Below are 17570 nucleotides of genomic sequence, written 5' to 3' on the forward strand. Positions count from 1 at the left end.
GGGCTCGGCTCTACAGGGGGCGCAGCGATCAGCTCGAGCACCACTCGCATTCGCTGATGTCGATGTCGTTGGAGCGCACGTAGTAGGTGGTCTTCAACCCTTCCCGCCAAGCACTCAGGTGCAGCTCCAGCAACGTGCTGGCGCGGATCGTGCTCGGCACGTAGAGGTTGAAGCTGATCGACTGGTCGACATGGCGCTGGCGGCGCGCGTTCTGCCGCACGCTGGCGAACTGGTCGACCTTGTAGGCGCCCTTCTCGTAGTACGGCCAGGTTTCCAGCGACAGCCCGGGCGCAGCCACCGGCCGCCGGAAGTCCTTCTTTTCCTCGTAGTAGAACGCGCTGTAGATCGGATCGATCGACGCGGTGGAACCGGCTATCTGTGCGGTGCTCATGTTCGGTGCCACTGCCAGCAGCCAGCCGTTGCGCAGGCCGTTGCTCGCCACCTCGCGTGCAAGACTGTCCCAGGCCGCGCCGCTGTAATCACGGTCACGGAAATAGTTGCCGTTGTGCCAGTCGCTGCCGGCGAACATCGGGTAGCTGCCCTTCTCCCTGGCCAACTGCGCGCTGGCCTGGATGGTCAGGAAGTTGATGCGCTCGAACAGGCGATCGGACAGCTCCTCGGCCTCGGGCGATTCCCAGTGGATCGCCTGCTGTGCCAGCAGGTGGTGCCAGCCGAACGTGCCCAGGCCGATGGCGCGGTACTTGTGGTTGGTGATGGTGGCCTGCGGCACCGGCAGTGCATTGAGATCGATTACGTTGTCGAGCATGCGCACCTGGATCGGAATCAACCGCTCCAGCACATCCGTGGCCAGCAGATCCTCGGGGGCGGTGATGGCGCGGCCGAGGTTGATCGATGACAGGTTGCAGACCACGAAGTCACCGGCACGACGGGTGGTGACGATCTGGTCGCCGCTGACGATCTCCTGGATCATCCGCGTCGGGCTCATGTTCTGCAGGATCTCGGTGCACAGGTTGCTGGAATAGACCATGCCCGCGTGCTTGTTCGGGTTCTTCCGGTTCACTTCGTCGCGGTAGAACAGGAACGGATTGCCGGTTTCCAGCTGGCTGAGCATGATCCGCTTGAACAGGTCGATCGCCTTCACCGTGCGGCGGCTGATGCGCTCGTCGGCGACCAGTTCGGCGTAGCGGTCGCGGAAGCTGCCCTGCCCGCGCTTCTCGTCGTAGAAGTCCTGCAGGTACCAGCCCTTGGCCTGCTTCACCTCGTGCGGATCGAACAGGTACCAGTCGGCCCGGCGCTCGACCGCCTCCATGAACAGATCGGGCACGCAGATGGCGGTGAACACATCGTGCGCGCGCAGGCGCTGGTCGCCGTTGTTCAGGCGCAGGTCCATGAAGGCTTCGATGTCGCGATGCCAGATGTCCAGGTACACCGCCACCGCACCCTTGCGCTGGCCGAGCTGATCGACCGACACCGCGGTGTTGTTGAGCTGCTTGATCCACGGCACGACGCCGCCGGATGAGTTGGGCACGCCGCGGATCGGCGCGCCACTGCTGCGCACGTACCCCAGGTACGCACCCACACCGCCGCCGTGCTTGGACACGCGGGCAATATCGGTGTTGGAGTCATAGATGCCCTGCAGGCTGTCATCGACGGTATCGATGAAGCAGCTCGACAGCTGACCACCGACCTTGCCGGCGTTGGCCAGGGTCGGCGTGGCCACCGTCATGTGCAGGTTGGACAGTGCCCAGTACGCCTCGCCCACCAGCTGCATGCGCCGCACACGGCCGCTCTCACCCGGCCCGCCCTCGTTCTGCATCAGGTACAGGGCGATGGTCAGCCAGCGCTCCTGCGGCAACTCATACACCTCGCGGCTGCGGTCGGTGGCCAGATAGCGCGTGGCCAGCAGGTACAGGCCGTTGTAGGCGAACAGACGATCGCGCTCGGGGTCGATCATCTCACCGGCCTGCTGCAGCTCTTCCTTCGAATAGCAGCGCAGGATGTCGTTGCTGTAGACACCGCGGTCGGCGAGGCTTTCCTGCAGGCCCACGAAGGAGCCGTACTTCAGGCTGACGTCGTAGAAGCGGTTGCGGCTGGCGCGCTTGTACAGCCGGCGCAGGTACAGGCGTGCGGCAAACTGTTCCCATTCGGGCGCGACAAGATCGACGCGCGATTCTGCTTCGCGGATCAGCAGGTCCACCAGATCATCGGCACTGATGCTGGGCTTGCGCTCGACCATCGCCAGCACCACGCGGCAGTAGTCGGTCACATCCAGCTGTGGCAGCTCGGCATGGATCGTGTCGATGCTGCGCAGCAGGCGTGCCGCATCGTAGGGCAGGCGACGATTGCCGGCTTCCTTGGTAATCCAGGTCGGCACGCGCTCGCCGCTGGCGCGCATGGCGTCGCCCGCGCCGGCCAGGTCGGCCACGCGGAAGGTACTGTCGGTCATGGTGGTGGAACTCCAGGCTCGTACGCGCGTCGGCGCCCGATGCCATGGCGGCCCTGCACGCGATACCGGCGCGCGGGGCGAACGGGTGAAGTGCCAGGGTGCAGGAACGTAGGTCGTCGGCATCTGCCTGCGCCTGCGGCCGGTATCCGGGCCGTGGGGGCGACCTGCGTCCGCACGATGGCGGCCGCGTCGACACGGCAAGCCTTCAGGGGCGGGCCGCGGGACGTTTACTGCATGTCCGGCGGCGGCGGCTGACCGGGAGTGACGGCCACAACATAGTGGGGATGCCCTGAGCCGTCAACACAAGATGCAGTAATCACGTCATGTCGCGACCATCGGTCGCAGGATGCCGTGTTGCACCGCCATCACCTTGTTGACGCCGCACACGTCCCCAGTTCGGTAACACATCAACTTTTACGGAACACCGCTCATGCGCGCTGCCCAGTACTCCTCCTTCGGCGACCCGGCCGACGTCCTTGCCGTTGCCGACGCCGCACTGCCCGACCCCGGCCCCGGCGAGGTGCGCATCCGCACCGTGCTGGCCTCGATCCACAACCACGACCTGCTGACCGTGCGTGGCCTGTACGGCTACAAGCCGACGTTGCCGGCGATCGGTGGCAGCGAAGCACTGGGCGTGGTCGATGCGCTCGGCGAGGGCGTCGATGGCCTGCAGATCGGCCAGCGTGTTGCCGCCGCCTCGGTGCACGGCACCTGGGCCGAAGCGTTCATCGCGCCGGCGCGCATGGTGATCCCGATGCCGGAATCGATCCCCGACGAGATGGCCGCACAGCTGATCGCGATGCCGCTGAGCGCGCTGATGCTGCTGGAGTTCCTGCGCGTCGAGCCGGGCCAGTGGGTCGTGCAGAACACCGCCAACGGTGCCGTCGGCAAGTCGCTGGCGATGCTGGCAAAGGCGCGCGGTGTGCACGTGGCCAACCTGGTGCGCAACGCGGAAGCGGTGGCGCAGCTGCAGGCGCTCGACATCGATCACGTGTTCGATACCTCGGTGGACGGCTGGAAGGACCGCGTGCGCGAAGCCACCGGCGAAGCACAGGCAGCGGCTGCGGTCGATTCCATCGGTGGCGATGCCAGCGGCGACCTGGTCGACCTGCTCGGTCACCACGGCACCCTGGTCTCGTTCGGCGTGATGAGCGGCGAGCCGATGCGCATTCCCGCCGGTGGCCTGATCTACAAGGAAGCCACGGTGAAGGGCTTCTGGGGCAGCAAGGTCAGCCAGGCGATGGCGGTGGAAGACAAGCGTCGGCTGGTCGGCGAGCTGCTGAAGCGCGCGGCGGGCGGTGAGCTGACCTTGCCGGTGGAGCGGATCTTCGATCTGGACCACATCGCCCAGGCCGCAAAGGCCGGTGCGGGTTCGGGTCGTAACGGCAAGGTGTTGCTGCGGCCGTGATCGTCTGACATTGCGTTCTGTAGAGCCGAGCCATGCTCGGCTGCTTTCCGGCCAGTGTGTGGAGCCGAGCGTAGGCTCGGCTCTACAGGGGCGTGCGGACCAACGGTCCGCACCCACCGGAGCACGGGCCACTCCACCAAGGGCGCTGACTTTCGTTAAGAACCTGTGATGTATAACTGAATGCGCTTTCGTCATTGGAAGGCGCACGGACCCGCGTGCGGTACTGACGACTCCTCCCCCGTTTGGCGTAGTCGCTTCCATGTATCGCTCCACCCTGCTTTCCAGCGCGGTCGCGCTGGCCCTCGTCGCCGGCACTGCCGGCGCCGCTGAAACCGCCGACACCGGCAAGGACAGCACCACCCTCGGCACCGTGCTGGTGACCGGCTCGAACATCAAGCGCAGCGACACCGCCGGCCCCAACCCGGTGCAGATCGTCACCCGCGAGCAGATCCTGCAGACCGGCCGCTCCACCCTTACCGACGTGCTGCGCAACCTGTCGGCCAACGCCGGCAACAGCTTCGACGAGCAGTACACCGGCAGCTTCGCTGCGGGCTCGGCGTCAATCGGCCTGCGTGGCCTGTCGCCGAAGAACACGCTGGTGCTGGTCAATGGCTACCGCGTGGCCAACTTCGGCTTCGCGCTCAACACCCAGGACACCTTCGTCGACCTCAACGCGCTGCCGATCAGCGCGGTCGAGCGCATCGAAGTGCTCAAGGATGGCGCCTCGGCGGTGTACGGCTCGGACGCCATCGCCGGTGTCATCAACATCATCCTGCGCCGTGATTTCCAGGGCGTGGAAGTTGGCGGTGGCTTCGGCACCGCCACCCACGGCGGTTTGAACGAGCGCAAGGCCAACCTGCTGGCCGGCTTCGGTGACCTCGAGCAGCAGGGCTGGAACGTGCTGTTCGGGCTGGACCTGCTCAAGCGCGACCGCCTCGATGCTGACCAGCGCGCGTACACCCGCGACGGCGATTTCCGCGACAAGCCCGGTGGCCGCCTCGCCGGCTGGTCCACGGCCGGTGGCAACTGGCTGTCCAATCCACGTGCGCCGCAGCCGTTCTCGCCCTGCCCCGATGGCAGCGAGCTGCGTCCCTACAGCGACTTCGGCAGCACCCTGCCCGGCCAGGCCTGCGCCTTCAACGCGCAGCCGTTCAAGACCCTGCAGCCTGGCGCCGAGCGCCTGCAGGCGTCGTTGAGCGCGACCTACCGCTTCAACGACAGCGTCGAAGCCTTCGCTGATGTGCTGTACAGCCACAACAAGGCCGACCAGATCTTCAGTGCGCCGCTGACGGTCGGCCCGGGCCTGCGTGCCTACAATCCCGCCACCGGTACGTTGACCGATATCGCCGCGGTGCTGCCGGTCGGCCATCCGAACAATCCGGGCAGCGCGCCGCTGCCGTTCGAATACACCTTCTTCGATCTCGGCCCGCGCCTGAAGGACAACACCCAGGTGTTCTACCGCGCGCTGGCCGGCGTGCGTGGCACCGGCGAACGCTGGGACTGGGAAGTGGCCGCACTGACCTCGCAGAGCGCGCAGCGCGAGTACGTGGACAACTTCGTGGACCGCTACGCCTTCCAGCAGATCCTGCGCGATGGCAGCTACAACTTCCTCGATCCGTCCAGCACGCCGGGCGCACTGGACGATCTGCGCCTGCAGACCAAACGTCCAGGTTGGTACAAGCTGCACTCGTTGAACGTGAAGGCCTCGACCTCGTTGTGGGAACTGCCGGCCGGTGCGATCGGCTTCGCCTGGGGCGCCGAATTCCGCAAGGAATCACTGGATGCGCGCACCAGCGCGCAGGTGCTGTCCGGTACCGAGCTGCGCCCGGCGATCAACATCGTCGACGGCGAACGCCAGGTCAGTGCCGCCTATGCCGAGTTCAGCGTGCCGCTGCATCGCACGCTGGAGCTGCAGGTGGCCGGCCGCGGTGATCACTACGATGACTTCGGCAAGGCGTTCTCGCCGAAGTTCGCGCTACGCTGGCAGCCGCTGGACAGCCTGCTGCTGCGCGGTTCGTTCTCGCGCGGTTTCCGTGCACCGTCGCTGCCGGAGATCGCACCGGGGCAGACCATCAGCTACGGTTCGGTGGTCGACCCGTTCGATCCGCTGCAGCCGGGCGGCAGCCGTGGTGTGACCAACCTGCGCACCGGCAATCCGGACCTGAAGGCCGAACGCTCGCGCAACCTCAATGTCGGCGCGGTGTGGTCACCCGATGCCGATTCCAGCATCGGCCTGGACTGGTACCGCATCGAGCAGGACAACCTGGTCAAGCCGGACAGCGCGCAGTTCATCGTCAACAACCCGGACCTGTTCCCCGGCCGCGTGCAGCGCGATGCACAGGGCCGCATCCAGATCATCACCAACCAGTACGCCAACCAGGGCGAGCTGACCACCTCGGGCATCGACCTGGAAGCCAACCGTACCTTCCGCACCGATGGCTGGGGCAACTTCACCGTGGCCGGCAGCTGGACCCACCTGCTCAGCTTCAAGCAGCCGCTGGTGGCTGGACAGGCGCCCTATGACGGCGCCGGCAACAATCGCCATGGCGCCCTGCCACGCACGCGCGGCACCACCTCGTTGAACTGGGCTGTGGGTGACTGGAGCAGCACGCTGAGCCTGCAGTACGTGAGCGGCTATGACCAGCGCGTGGCCACCGCCACCAGCAATCCGGGCCTGCGCGACAAGGTCAAGCCCTACCATCAGCTGGACCTGTACGTGGCCTACGAGGGCATTCCGCAGACCACGCTGTCACTGTCGGTGCTGAACCTGACCGACAAGGATCCGCCGTTCGATCCGGCCGGCGGCTCCAGCGGCTTCGACATCAGCCAGTACAACCTGCGCGGTCAGTTCGTTTCGCTGGGCGCGCGCTACCGGTTCTGATTGCCGCTGTAGAGCCGAGCCCACGCTCGGCTCTTCCCTCGGAGCCGAGCGTGGGCTCGGCTCTACAGGGGGGTGCGGACCAACGGTCCGCACCCACCACATCAACGGCTCAGGTGCAGGAACTGCAGGTGCCGTTCGTACTGGCTGATGATGTCGTTGATGATCTGCTTGCGGTTGTAGCCGACCAGGTCGTAATCCTGGCTGCCCTCGTACAGATGTACTTCGGCGCGGTAGTAGCGCTGGTTGCGCAGCTGCTGCGCGGCGAAGGACGGGGTCAGGTAGCCACTGAGGATCACGCGGTACAGGAAATCCTGCTGCTCGCCGTGGTTGACCGACAGTTCCATATCGCCCGCTTCGAAGCGCGTCTGCACGTCCCAGCCCTGCTCGCCCAGCTGCTCGGCCACCGCCTCCATCGCCGGCTTCACCGTGTCGTCCATGAAGCGGTACACCTGGTCGCGCACCGGGAAGTTCATGGCCTGGGTCAGGCGCTGGCGCCAGCCCTGGTGGTGGCGATCATCGCCGATCAGCGGCGATGGCCTGAACTGCTGCGCGCGCTTGCGGTGCGACTCGTCACTGAAAGCACGGGTCAGGCCCCACATCATCAACAGCAGCACCGCCGAGAACGGCAACGATGCCAGCACCACCGCTGATTTCAAGGCATCGATGCTGCCGGCCAGCAGCAGGCCAGCGGTCAGCACCGCGATCACCGTGCCCCAGAACACACGCAGCCAGCGCGGGCCATCATCCTCCGGCGCACCGCCATGCGAGGACAGCGTGGACAGCACCACCGCCCCGGAATCGGCCGACGTCACGAAGAAGATGAAGCTGACCAGCACGGTCACCCCGATAACCGCCTTGCTCCACGGGTAGCCATCCAGCAACGCATACAGCACCGTCGGTGGATCATCCACCGCCAGCTGCGCCAGCTGCTGCTGGCCATGGTGCAGCACCTGGTCCAGCGCGCTGTTGCCGAAGATCGACAGCCACGCCAGGGTGAAACCCAGCGGAATCAGCAGCACGCCGAACACGAATTCGCGGATGGTGCGGCCGCGCGAGATGCGCGCGATGAACAGGCCGACGAACGGCGCCCAGCCGATCCACCAGGCCCAGTAGAACACCGTCCAGCCGCCCAGCCATTCCGGACGCCCACCATAGGCGTACACGTCGAAACTCTTGCCCACCACGCTGCCCAGGTAATCACCCAGGTTCTGCATCAGCGTGCTGAGCAGGTACTGGGTGGGGCCGGCGCAGAGCATGAACAGCACCAGCGCGATCGCCAGCAGCATGTTGATGTTGGCCATCCAGCGCACGCCCTTCTCCACCCCGGACACCGCCACCGCGACGGCCGCGCCCATCATCGCCACCACCAGCAGGATCTGCACCAGGTTGGAGTGCGGCACATTGAACAGGTGCGACAGGCCGGCGTTGAGATGCAGCACGCCGAAGCCCATGTCCGCACCGATACCGAACACCGTGGCGACGATGCCCAAGGCATCGACGGTGTAGCCGATCGGGCCGTTGATGCGCTTGCCGATCAGCGGATACAGCGCCGAGCGCAGCGCCAACGGCAGGTTGTGCCGATAGGCGAAATAGGCCATCGCCATTGCCGCCAGCGCGAACACGCCCCAGCCATGCAGGCCCCAGTGCAGGAACAGCAGCTGCATGGCCTGGCGTGCACCGGCCTCGCCCGCTGCGCCATCACCCTGCGGCGGCTGCAGGTAGTGGGTCAGCGGTTCGGAAACGCAGAAGAAGAACAGGGTGATGCTGATGCCTGCAGCGAACAGCATGCCGGCCCAGGAGAGATAGCTGAATTCCGGTTCGTCATGGTCGGCACCGAGCTTGATGCCACCGTACTTGGACAACGCCACACCGACCACGAACACCAGGTACAGGGTCATCGCCAGCAGGTAGTACCAGCCGACGTTGAGCGCGGCCCAGTCCTGCGCCTTGACCAGCAGGCGACCGGCGCCGAGCGGAAACAGGCTGACGAACAGTGCGAAGGCAACGACAACGATCGCCGCGAAGGCGAAGACGGGCCGCAGGGTTCGCACCGGCTGATGTTGAGGCTCCAGTGCTTCCATGGGTAGCCATCTCCGGATCGATCAGAAAGTAAGCCGGCGGATTCTGGATGAACAGCAGTGGACACAGGATGAAGTCGTGGCACCGCGCAGGCACGATCGGCCGGTGTTCCGTGCTACGCGCGCGCCTGCAGCCCTCCACGCGCGTCCGGCGGTGATGTCACCCTGGTCCGATTACGACACACCGCGTCCAGCGCCGACGATTCAACCCATCACGTGCACCGCGCACAGCTTGTTGCCGTCCGGATCACGCAGGTAAGCCAGGTACAACTGGCGCCCGGCCTTCTGCCGCACGCCAGCCGGCTCTTCCACCGCAGTACCGCCATGGGCCACACCCGCTTCCTGCCAGGCATGCACCGCCTGTGGGTCGGCCAACGCAAAGCCGATGGTGCCACCGTTGGCGTGGCACGCCGCCTGGCCATCGATGGGCGGAATGACCATGAACATCCGGCCGTCCTTGACGTAGACCAGCTTGCCCTCGTCATCGAACACGCCTGCGCGGCCGCCGACGGCGGTGAACAACGCATCGTAGAAGCGGCGGGAGATCGCCATGTCGTTGGTTCCGACGGTGACGTGACTGAACATGCGGGCACTCCGTTGCGGGAAAGCCCGAGTGTCGGCCACCTCACTGATCGCCGCAATCAAGCCGGGTTCAAGACGTACTGAGCAGCAACACCGCCACAGTGACCAGGCCGATGCCGATCCAACCAATCGGGCGCAGGCGGTTGCCGAACAGCAGGCGGCCACAGGTGGCCGTGCCGATCACGCCGATCGCGCCCCACATCGCATAGGCGGTGGCCAGGTCCATGTAGCGCACGGCCTGGCCCAGCAGGGCGAAGGCGATCCAGACCAGCACGATGGCGCCGACACCCCAGCGCCAGCGACGGAAGCCATCGGACTTGGCCACCATCATGTTGGCGGCGACATCGATCAGCGCCGAACAGATCACGAAAAACAGGGCCATCATGTTCATCAGTGCGCCTCCCCGAGGGTGACACAGACGATGCCGACCACCGCCAGCACCAGACCGGCCAGCTGCTGCAGCGACAGGCTCTCACCGAACACGCTGATGCCGACCACGGTCAGCAGGGTCAGGCCGAGGCCTTCCCACACCGCATAGGCCACGCCGACGGCGATGCGGCGCACCGACAACGCCAGGAAGTAATAGGACAGCGCCAGCGCGGCGGCCATCACCAGATAACCGGTCCAGCCGCCATCGCGGGCGGCATGGGCCATGAAGGACGTGCCGACCACTTCGGCGACGATCGCCACGGTCAGGCAGGCCCAGGCGACGAAGGCGCCACGGGCAGGAACAGTACGGGACATGTGAAGCTCCTTGCGGGACGGGGACCGCGCCCGTCATCAATAGATCCACGCCGTGCGTGGATGATCCGGAACGCCCCCGCAGACAGGGGCGACGGCGGCCAGTATCATCGCCTTTTACGGTGGTATCAAAATGGATTCCATCGACAGGAGCGATGGATCAATGCCCTATTCCCCTGAATCCCTGCAGGCCTTCGTCGAGGCCGCCGCGCTGGGCTCGTTCTCGGCGGCCGCGCGCCGGCTGCGCAAGACCCAGTCCACGGTCAGTACCGCCATCGCCCATCTGGAGGCGGACCTGGGCATGGTCCTGTTCGATCGCAGCGGCCGCTATCCACAGCTGACCGACGCCGGTCGGCAGGTGCTGGGCCACGCGCAGGAAATCCTTGCCGCCGACGCGCGGCTGCAGCAGTTGAGCGTACGCCTGGCGGCACCGGTGGAGCCGCGCCTGACCGTGGTGTTCTCCGATGTCTACCAGCTCGATCCAGCGCAACGTGTGCTGCAGCGGTTTGCCGAGGCATTTCCCGAGATCGAACTGGAATGGCTGGATGCCGAAGGGCGGGACGTACTGGAACTGGTGGATGCTGGGCGCGCCGGACTGGGACTGCTGCCGCGCCAGGCGCAGTACCCCGATGCGCTGGTGGCCCAGCCCTTGGCCCACCACAGCGAACTGGCGGTGTACGTGGCCAGCGACCATCCACTGGCGCAGGCCGGCGTGCGCGCGGCGGCGCAGCTGGCCCGGCACCGGCAGGTGCGGCTGAGCGCGCAGGTCGACCACGCGCCGCCGATCAGCGGGCCGGCGTGGACCGCGTCGGACTACCTGATGGTGATGGAGATGGCCGAGGACGGCATCGGCTGGGCCGAGCTGCCGCGTGCGCTGGTGCAGCGCTACGACCGCGGCCGCCTGCTGGAACTGCGCGTGCCGGGCTGGCCGCGCCGCATCCACAGCGACCTGGTGTGGCGCCGCGATACGCCGCCGGGGCCGGCGGCGTTGTGGTGGGCCGAGGCATTGGGGTGATGCATCAACGGCGCCCCATCCACGCATGGCGTGGATCTACTGCACGCTGAATTACCGCATCCACGCATGGCGTGGATCTACTGCGCACTGAACTACCCCATCCACGCATGGCGTGGATCTACTGCACGCTGAAGTAGATCCACGCCATGCGTGGATGCACAGGAGGTCAGCAGATCACGGGTTGGCTAGCGCGTAATCCAGCGCCGAGCACACCGCCGCCACCTGCGCGTCGTTGCACTGCTGCGGCGTCGCCCGCGGGCTGTCCGGGTAGACCTCGGTGGTGGTGGTGTACTTCGCCCCGGTGATGCCGGCGCACAGGCCCAGCGGTACCAGCGCGTACTCGATCACGCCGTGCGCGACCACCGGCGAACCGATGATCTCGCCCTTGTCGTCGGCCGGTGCGATATGGGTGACCTTCTCCACTTCGGCGACCACGGCCTGCTGGAACGCCGGCTGCGGATTCTCGCTGTCATCCACCAGGTAGAAGCCATCGGGAATCAGGCCCGGTTCGAACGGCTTGCCGTCGCGCGCGGCAAGTGCGGGACGGAACTCGCTCTCGTCGCTGTCGGTGGTCTCGTGCAGGTCGATGTGCAGCACGAACTGGCCCTTCAACGATGCGATCAGTTCGATCAGCGCCGTCGATTCGCGGGCCGGGCCGTCAGCGCGGAAGTTGCGGTTCGGGTCGATCGCATCGAAGTTCCAACGGTTGATGCGCTCGAAGCCCCACGGATTCACGCACGGCGCGACCAGCAGGTTGGCCTTGCCGGCGTAGCTGGCGGCGTGCTTTTCGAGGAATTCCAGCGCGCCCAGCACGCCACTGGTCTCGTAGCCGTGCACACCGCCGGTCACCAGCGCGGCCGGCAGTGCCGGATTCCAGTCGCGGCTGCGCAGGGCGAACAGGGTATAGGTCTCGCCTGCGTAGTCGAGCTGGCCGTAGGCCACCTTGTCGAAGCGCCCGGCCAGTGCATCGATGCGCGGCAGCACTTCCTCGTCGTAACGGCGCAGGCGCTGCTGGCGCGCACGCCACTGCTCCCGTTCCGCCACGCCCCACGGCTGGCCAGGGGTTCCGACGGGGTAGAAAGCAGCAGTGGACATGGCAGATCTCAGCGGGTCAGGAGGCAATTGATCACTTTACCATCGGGTCAAAGCGCTGAACCGTGTGCCGATTCCAATGGCGAATGGAATCAGCAATAATTCTCATTTACGCCCTTCCACTGCCCGCAACGATGCCCATCCCTGCCCTGCAACCGGCCCGCCTGCCCCTGGCCGCCGCCCTCGCCCTGTGCCTGATCCCGGCTGCCAGCGCCTTCGCGCAGGAGAGCGCCACCACGCTCGACAGCATCCAGGTATCGGGCAGCTGGCTGGGCACCGGCCTGCACGACAGCGTCAAGAGCTTCGCCGGCGCACGTACCGTGGTTGATCGCCAGCGCATCGAGGCCAGCGGCGCCGCCAGCCTGGGCGATGCCATGCGCCGCATTCCCGGCGTGCAGGTCACCGACAACTCCGGCACCGCCGGCAGCTCGGTGTCGCTCAACATCGGCGTGCGTGGCCTGACCGGCCGCTACTCGCCGCGCTCGACCGTCCTGCTGGACGGCGTGCCGCTGGCGGTGGCGCCGTACGGGCAGCCGCAGCTGTCGTTCGCCCCGGCCAGCCTGGCCAACATCGAGTCGATCGACGTGGTGCGTGGCGGCGGTGCGGTGCGCTACGGGCCGCAGAATGTCGGCGGCATCATCAACTTCAGTACCCGTGCCATTCCGACCGCGACCGGCCTGCACGGCGAGGCCGGCGTGCGCTACAGCGCGTACGACCACGGCGGCGGCGACAGCACCCAGTACAACGCGTTCCTCGGCGGCACCGCCGACAACGGCGTGGGCACGGCCCTGTTGTATTCCGGGCAGGACGGCCGCGGCTGGCGCCAAGGCAGCGATGACCGTTTCGACGACCTGGCACTGAAGTTCGCCTATGCCATCGATGCACAGCAGGAACTGCGCGCCAAACTCTCGTACTACAACGTGCGTTCGCTGACCCCGGGCGGCCTGACCCGCGCCCAGTACGAGACCGATCCGTTCCAGAACACCCGGCCGACCGACTTCTGGAAGGGCCATCGCACCGGCATCGACCTGGGCTACACCAACACGCTGTCGGAGAACAGCGAGTTCGAGGTGCTTGCGTATTACAACGAAAGCAACCGCGCCAGCTCGCTGATCAATGCCGCCAACACGCAGATCACCGTGCAGCCGCGCGACTACCGCGTGCTCGGCATCGAACCGCGCTACACCCAGCGCCTGCACTGGGGCAGCAGCGTGCACGACATCACCGCCGGCTACCGCTTCCTGCGCGAGCGCGGCAACGACCGCAGCTACACCGTGACCCGCCGTACCGGTGCCGCCGGCGCCACCACCCGCTTCGACAACGCTACCGATGCGCACTCGTTCTACGTTGATGACCGCATCGCCATCGGCCAGTGGCGGATCACGCCCGGCGTGCGCATGGAGTGGATCGACATGGACCGCCAGCAGGCCGGTGGCGGCGCGACCTTCAGCAGCCGCAACGACAAGGCCCTGCCCTCGCTCAACGTGACCTACCTGCTGACCCCGCAGCTGACCGTGTTCGGCAACTACACCACCTCGTTCGGGCCGGTGCAGAACATCCAGCTCAACTCGCAGAGCGCGACCAATCCGCTGAACCCGGAAATCGCCAGGACCACCGAGCTGGGTGCGCGCTGGCAGGATGGCGCGCTGCGCGCGGAAGTGACCGTGTTCAAGATGCGCTTCGACAACCAGATCCTGCAGGTGCCGGGCATCACCCCGCCGACCTTCCAGAACATCGGCGCCACCGACCACAAGGGCGTGGAGAGCGCGATTGAATATCGCTTCGCCGAAAGCAGCGCGCTGGCCGGGCTGGAGCTGTACGCGAACTACACCTGGACCAAGGCCATCCAGCAGTCCGGCGACAATCGTGGCCTGGATGTGCCGTTCTATTCGCGCGATACCGACAGCATCGGCGCGCGCTATGCGCTGGCCGGCTGGACCTTCAATGTGTCCAGCACCCACCAGAGCGGCCAGTTCTCCGATGCCGCCAACACCTGGGACGAAACCGCCGATGCGCGCGTGGGCCGCGTGCCGGGCGTACGCCTATGGAACGCGCAGGCCGCCTGGCAGCTGCCTTGGCTGGCCGACAGCGAGATTGCGGTGGGCGTGAACAACCTGGCCGACAAGCGCTGGTACACCCGCAACGTGGATGGCAACGCCGGCCGCATGGTGGCCGCACCGCGCACGTTCTACGTGCAGGGCCGCTACCGCTTCTGAGTGCGGTAACCGCCTGATGCGGTGACGGTAGCGCTCACGGTGGCGGCGTATCATGCCGCCACCATGTCCTCCACCGCTTCGCCATCGCGCCTGCATCTGGCCTTCCAGGGCCTGCGCCTGCGCCTGCGTGGCAGCGACCTGTGGTTCATCGCCCTGGCCCTGCTGGTCGGGTTGATCGCCGGTGGCCTGACCCTGTTGCAGGCTGGGCTGGCACGCACCCTGCAGACGGCGCTGTATGGGCTGGACGAAGGCATGCGCCTGAGCTCGCTGCCCTCGCTGACCTGGACCGCGCTGCTGGTACTGCCGCTGGGCGGCCTGGTGGTGGGCGTGGTCAGCCTTGCTGCAACGCGCCTCAAACGCCCGCTGCTGGATGCCGTGGAAGCCAACGCGCTGCACGGCGGCCGCATGTCGATGCGCGACAACCTGATCGTGTTGACCCAGACCCTGGTCTCCAACGGCTGCGGCGCCTCGGTCGGACTGGAAGCGTCGTACACACAGATGGGCGCGGGCAGCGGCTCGCAGCTGGGACGGGTGATGCGCCTGCGCCGCAACGACGTGCGCATCCTGGTCGGAGCCGGTGCGGCCGGTGCCATCGCCGCGGCCTTCGGCGCTCCGCTGGCTGGGGCGTTCTACGCCTTCGAGATCGTCATCGGTGCCTATACGCCGGCGGCACTGGCACCGGTTGCGGTGGCCGCGCTGGCCGGCGCCTTCGTTGCCGACCAGGCCGGCGTGGAAGCCTACCTGCTGCCGGCGGCATCCACCATCGACGTGCGCGCTGCCGACTATGCGATCTACGGCCTGCTCGGCTGCTGCTGTGCCATGGTCGGCATCGTGGTGATGCGCCTGATCGCCTCCATCGAGGGCACGGTCAAGCGCAGCCCGTTGCCGCTGTGGGGGCGGCCGGTGGTGGGCGGCCTGCTGCTGATTCCGCTGGCGCTGGCCAGCCCGCAGGTGCTGTCGTCCGGCCACGGCGCACTGCATCTGGACCTGACCACCCATCTGCCGCTGATCTGGATCGGCGGACTACTGACCCTCAAATGCCTGGCCTCGGGCATCTCGCTGGGTTTCGGCTTCCGTGGTGGCCTGTTCTTCGCCTCGCTGTTCATGGGCACCCTGGTCGGCACGCTGTTTGCCGGGCTGCTGGCGATGGCCACTGGCGTACCGGTGGTCGACGCCACCTCGGCGGCACTGGCGGGCATGGCCGCACTGGCCGCGGCGGTGGTTGGCGCGCCGATGACCATGGCCATGCTGGTGCTGGAAGGCACGCACGATTTCCTGCTGACCAGCGTGGTGATGAGCGCCGTGCTGGTGTCCAGCACCCTGGTGCGCCAGTGGTTCGGCTATTCCTTCTCGACCTGGCGCATGCATCTGCGCGGGGAAACCATCAAGAGCGCGCGTGACATCGGCTGGGTGCACAACCTCAATGCCGGGCGGATGATGCGCAAAGGCGTAGCCACTGCCCCGGCCGACCTCGATGCCGCTGCCTTCCGCCAGCGCTTCCCGCTGGGCTCGGGCAGCCGGGTGATCCTGATCGACAGTGAAGGCCACTACGCCGGCATCGTGCAGATCCCGCGCCTGTTCGGCGACGGCGTGAAACCCGAGGACGTGGTGGGTACGTTCGCCGAGAACCGCGACGTAGCGCTTGCCGCCAGCGCGGACGTGGTCAGCGTGATGCAGCGGTTCGACCAGACCCAGGCCGACGAGCTGGCGGTGGTGGCCGACGATGGCCAGGTACTGGGCGTGGTGTCTGAAGCATTCGTGCGCAAGCGCTATGCGGAGGAGCTGGACAAGCGCCAGCGCGAAATGATGGGCGAGCGCGTCGACGAGTAGATCCACGCCATGCGTGGATGATGTCCCAGGCGCACCAACCCATCCACGCATGGCGTGGATCTACTGTCACCTGCGGGAGGTAGACTGCGGCCATGCGCTTCATTGAAACCTTCCAGTCCGGCCCCTTCGCCGACACCGTGGTCAGCCTGCTGGCGGCGTTCGTGCTCGGCACCCTGATCGGCGCCGAACGCCAATACCGGCAGCGCACCGCCGGCCTGCGTACCAACGTGCTGGTAGCCGTCGGCGCCGCGGCCTTCGTGGATCTGGGCATGCGTATCGCCGGCAGCGCCGAGGCCGTGCGGGTGATCTCGTACGTGGTCTCGGGCGTCGGCTTCCTCGGCGCCGGCGTGATCATGAAGGAAGGCATGAACGTGCGCGGCCTGAACACCGCCGCGACGCTGTGGTGCTCGGCGGCCGTGGGCAGCTGCACCGGCGCGGACATGCTGGCCGAAGGCGTGCTGCTGACCGTCCTGATCATTGCCGGCAATACCCTGCTGCGGCCACTGGTGAACGCGATCAACCGCATCCCGATCAACGAAGCCGCCAGTGAGGCAACCTACGAAGTGCGCCTGAGCGTGGATGCCGACGCGGTGCCGCGCGTGCGCGAGCGCCTGGTCGATGCACTGGAAGCAGCGCAGTATCCCGTCGGCGACGTGCAGCTGGTCGAGCACGCCGATGCGCCCACCGATGTGATCGCCGTCCTGGTCAGCACTGCTGTCAGCGCCGACGAGCTGGACGTGGTGCTGGCGCGGATGGAGCAGGTTCCGGGCGTGCTGCACGCCACCTGGGAAGTCAGCACCCGCGATTGAGCGTGGGCCAGCAGTTCATCCACGTGTGGCGTGGATCTACTGCTCATGCACGGGCCACGCGCTGCTGCGCACTCAGCAGCCTGCGGAACGATGCGCAGCGCCGCGCATCCTCGGCGTGTGGGCAGGCCGCAGCGCGCCGCAACCGATCCTGCACCCGCTGCAATCCGCGGATCTGCTGCTGCAACGCATCGGCCTGGGCCAGCAATGCCGTGCGGTCCAGTGCAAGCCCGGCCCCCTGTGGCATCGCCGCACCAATCTGCTGCAGCGACAGGCCCGCAGATTGCCCAAGGCCGATCAGTGCCAGCCGTTCCAGCACCTGTTGGTCGTATTGCCGGCGCAGACCACGACGCCCCAGCACCTGCACCAGGCCCAGCTGCTCGTAGTAGCGCAGGGTCGAGGCCGGTACGCCACTGCGGCGCACCACCTCACCGATATCCAGTTCCCGCATCGTGCTTGACCTCAAGTGGGCTTCAAGCGCCACCATGGTCGCACTCCCCGCGCAAGGCAAGCC

Annotated in this window: 13 protein-coding genes; 6 read left to right on the forward strand and 7 right to left on the reverse strand. The window is 66.8% G+C overall.

Annotated features, from left to right (window positions below; all coding sequences use genetic code 11):
* Nucleotides 1-28: 28 nt before the first annotated feature.
* A complete protein-coding gene (locus tag CR919_RS02635) occupies nucleotides 29-2356 on the reverse strand; it encodes a ribonucleoside-diphosphate reductase subunit alpha (protein ID WP_243379856.1) in 2328 nt (775 codons plus the stop codon).
* Nucleotides 2357-2837: 481 nt separating this feature from the next.
* Here CR919_RS02635 and CR919_RS02640 point away from each other — a divergent pair, with 481 nt between their 5' ends.
* Together CR919_RS02640 and CR919_RS02645 are read left to right on the forward strand one after the other, a co-directional pair.
* Complete coding sequence (locus CR919_RS02640) at nucleotides 2838-3815, forward strand: zinc-binding dehydrogenase (protein ID WP_099818719.1); 978 nt, start codon at nucleotides 2838-2840, stop codon at nucleotides 3813-3815.
* Between the two features lie 259 nt (nucleotides 3816-4074).
* A complete protein-coding gene (locus CR919_RS02645) occupies nucleotides 4075-6696 on the forward strand; it encodes a TonB-dependent receptor (RefSeq protein ID WP_099818720.1) in 2622 nt (873 codons plus the stop codon).
* Nucleotides 6697-6797: 101 nt separating this feature from the next.
* Here CR919_RS02645 and betT read toward each other — a convergent pair whose 3' ends face one another.
* From betT to CR919_RS02665, 4 genes are all read right to left on the reverse strand, one after another.
* A complete protein-coding gene (gene betT / locus CR919_RS02650; protein ID WP_099818721.1) occupies nucleotides 6798-8777 on the reverse strand; it encodes a choline BCCT transporter BetT in 1980 nt (659 codons plus the stop codon).
* Nucleotides 8778-8978: 201 nt separating this feature from the next.
* Nucleotides 8979-9359, reverse strand: coding sequence for a VOC family protein (locus CR919_RS02655; RefSeq protein ID WP_099818722.1), 381 nt, complete (start codon nucleotides 9357-9359; stop codon nucleotides 8979-8981).
* A 67-nt stretch (nucleotides 9360-9426) separates the two neighbouring features.
* On the reverse strand, nucleotides 9427-9747 hold the full coding sequence (locus CR919_RS02660) for a multidrug efflux SMR transporter (RefSeq protein WP_099818723.1): 321 nt from the start codon (nucleotides 9745-9747) through the stop codon (nucleotides 9427-9429).
* On the reverse strand, nucleotides 9747-10100 hold the full coding sequence (locus CR919_RS02665; protein ID WP_032975306.1) for an SMR family transporter: 354 nt from the start codon (nucleotides 10098-10100) through the stop codon (nucleotides 9747-9749). Before CR919_RS02665 ends, CR919_RS02660 begins: the two co-directional genes overlap by 1 nt.
* A 160-nt stretch (nucleotides 10101-10260) precedes the next feature.
* Here CR919_RS02665 and CR919_RS02670 point away from each other — a divergent pair, with 160 nt between their 5' ends.
* Nucleotides 10261-11112, forward strand: a complete 852-nt coding sequence (locus CR919_RS02670; protein ID WP_033831329.1) for a LysR family transcriptional regulator — start codon at nucleotides 10261-10263, stop codon at nucleotides 11110-11112.
* Between the two features lie 174 nt (nucleotides 11113-11286).
* On the opposite strand, the gene CR919_RS02675 is transcribed toward CR919_RS02670, so the two are convergent.
* Entirely contained in the window at nucleotides 11287-12207 is a 921-nt protein-coding gene (locus CR919_RS02675) for a M14 family metallocarboxypeptidase (RefSeq protein WP_099818724.1), read from the reverse strand.
* Between the two features lie 131 nt (nucleotides 12208-12338).
* Here CR919_RS02675 and CR919_RS02680 point away from each other — a divergent pair, with 131 nt between their 5' ends.
* The 3 genes from CR919_RS02680 (at nucleotide 12339) to CR919_RS02690 (ending at nucleotide 17059) form a co-directional block, all read left to right on the forward strand.
* Nucleotides 12339-14420, forward strand: a complete 2082-nt coding sequence (locus CR919_RS02680; RefSeq protein ID WP_099818725.1) for a TonB-dependent siderophore receptor — start codon at nucleotides 12339-12341, stop codon at nucleotides 14418-14420.
* Nucleotides 14421-14483: 63 nt separating this feature from the next.
* Nucleotides 14484-16250 (forward strand): chloride channel protein, encoded by a 1767-nt coding sequence (locus CR919_RS02685; protein WP_243379837.1) that lies wholly within the window; start codon nucleotides 14484-14486, stop codon nucleotides 16248-16250.
* A 92-nt stretch (nucleotides 16251-16342) separates the two neighbouring features.
* Nucleotides 16343-17059, forward strand: coding sequence for an MgtC/SapB family protein (locus tag CR919_RS02690; protein ID WP_099818727.1), 717 nt, complete (start codon nucleotides 16343-16345; stop codon nucleotides 17057-17059).
* 43 nt (nucleotides 17060-17102) lie between these two features.
* Here CR919_RS02690 and CR919_RS02695 read toward each other — a convergent pair whose 3' ends face one another.
* Nucleotides 17103-17507, reverse strand: coding sequence for a MerR family transcriptional regulator (locus CR919_RS02695; RefSeq protein ID WP_099818728.1), 405 nt, complete (start codon nucleotides 17505-17507; stop codon nucleotides 17103-17105).
* Nucleotides 17508-17570 lie beyond the last annotated feature (63 nt).

The sequence above is a fragment of the Stenotrophomonas sp. LMG 10879 genome (assembly GCF_002750935.1).
Lineage (GTDB): Bacteria > Pseudomonadota > Gammaproteobacteria > Xanthomonadales > Xanthomonadaceae > Stenotrophomonas > Stenotrophomonas lactitubi_B.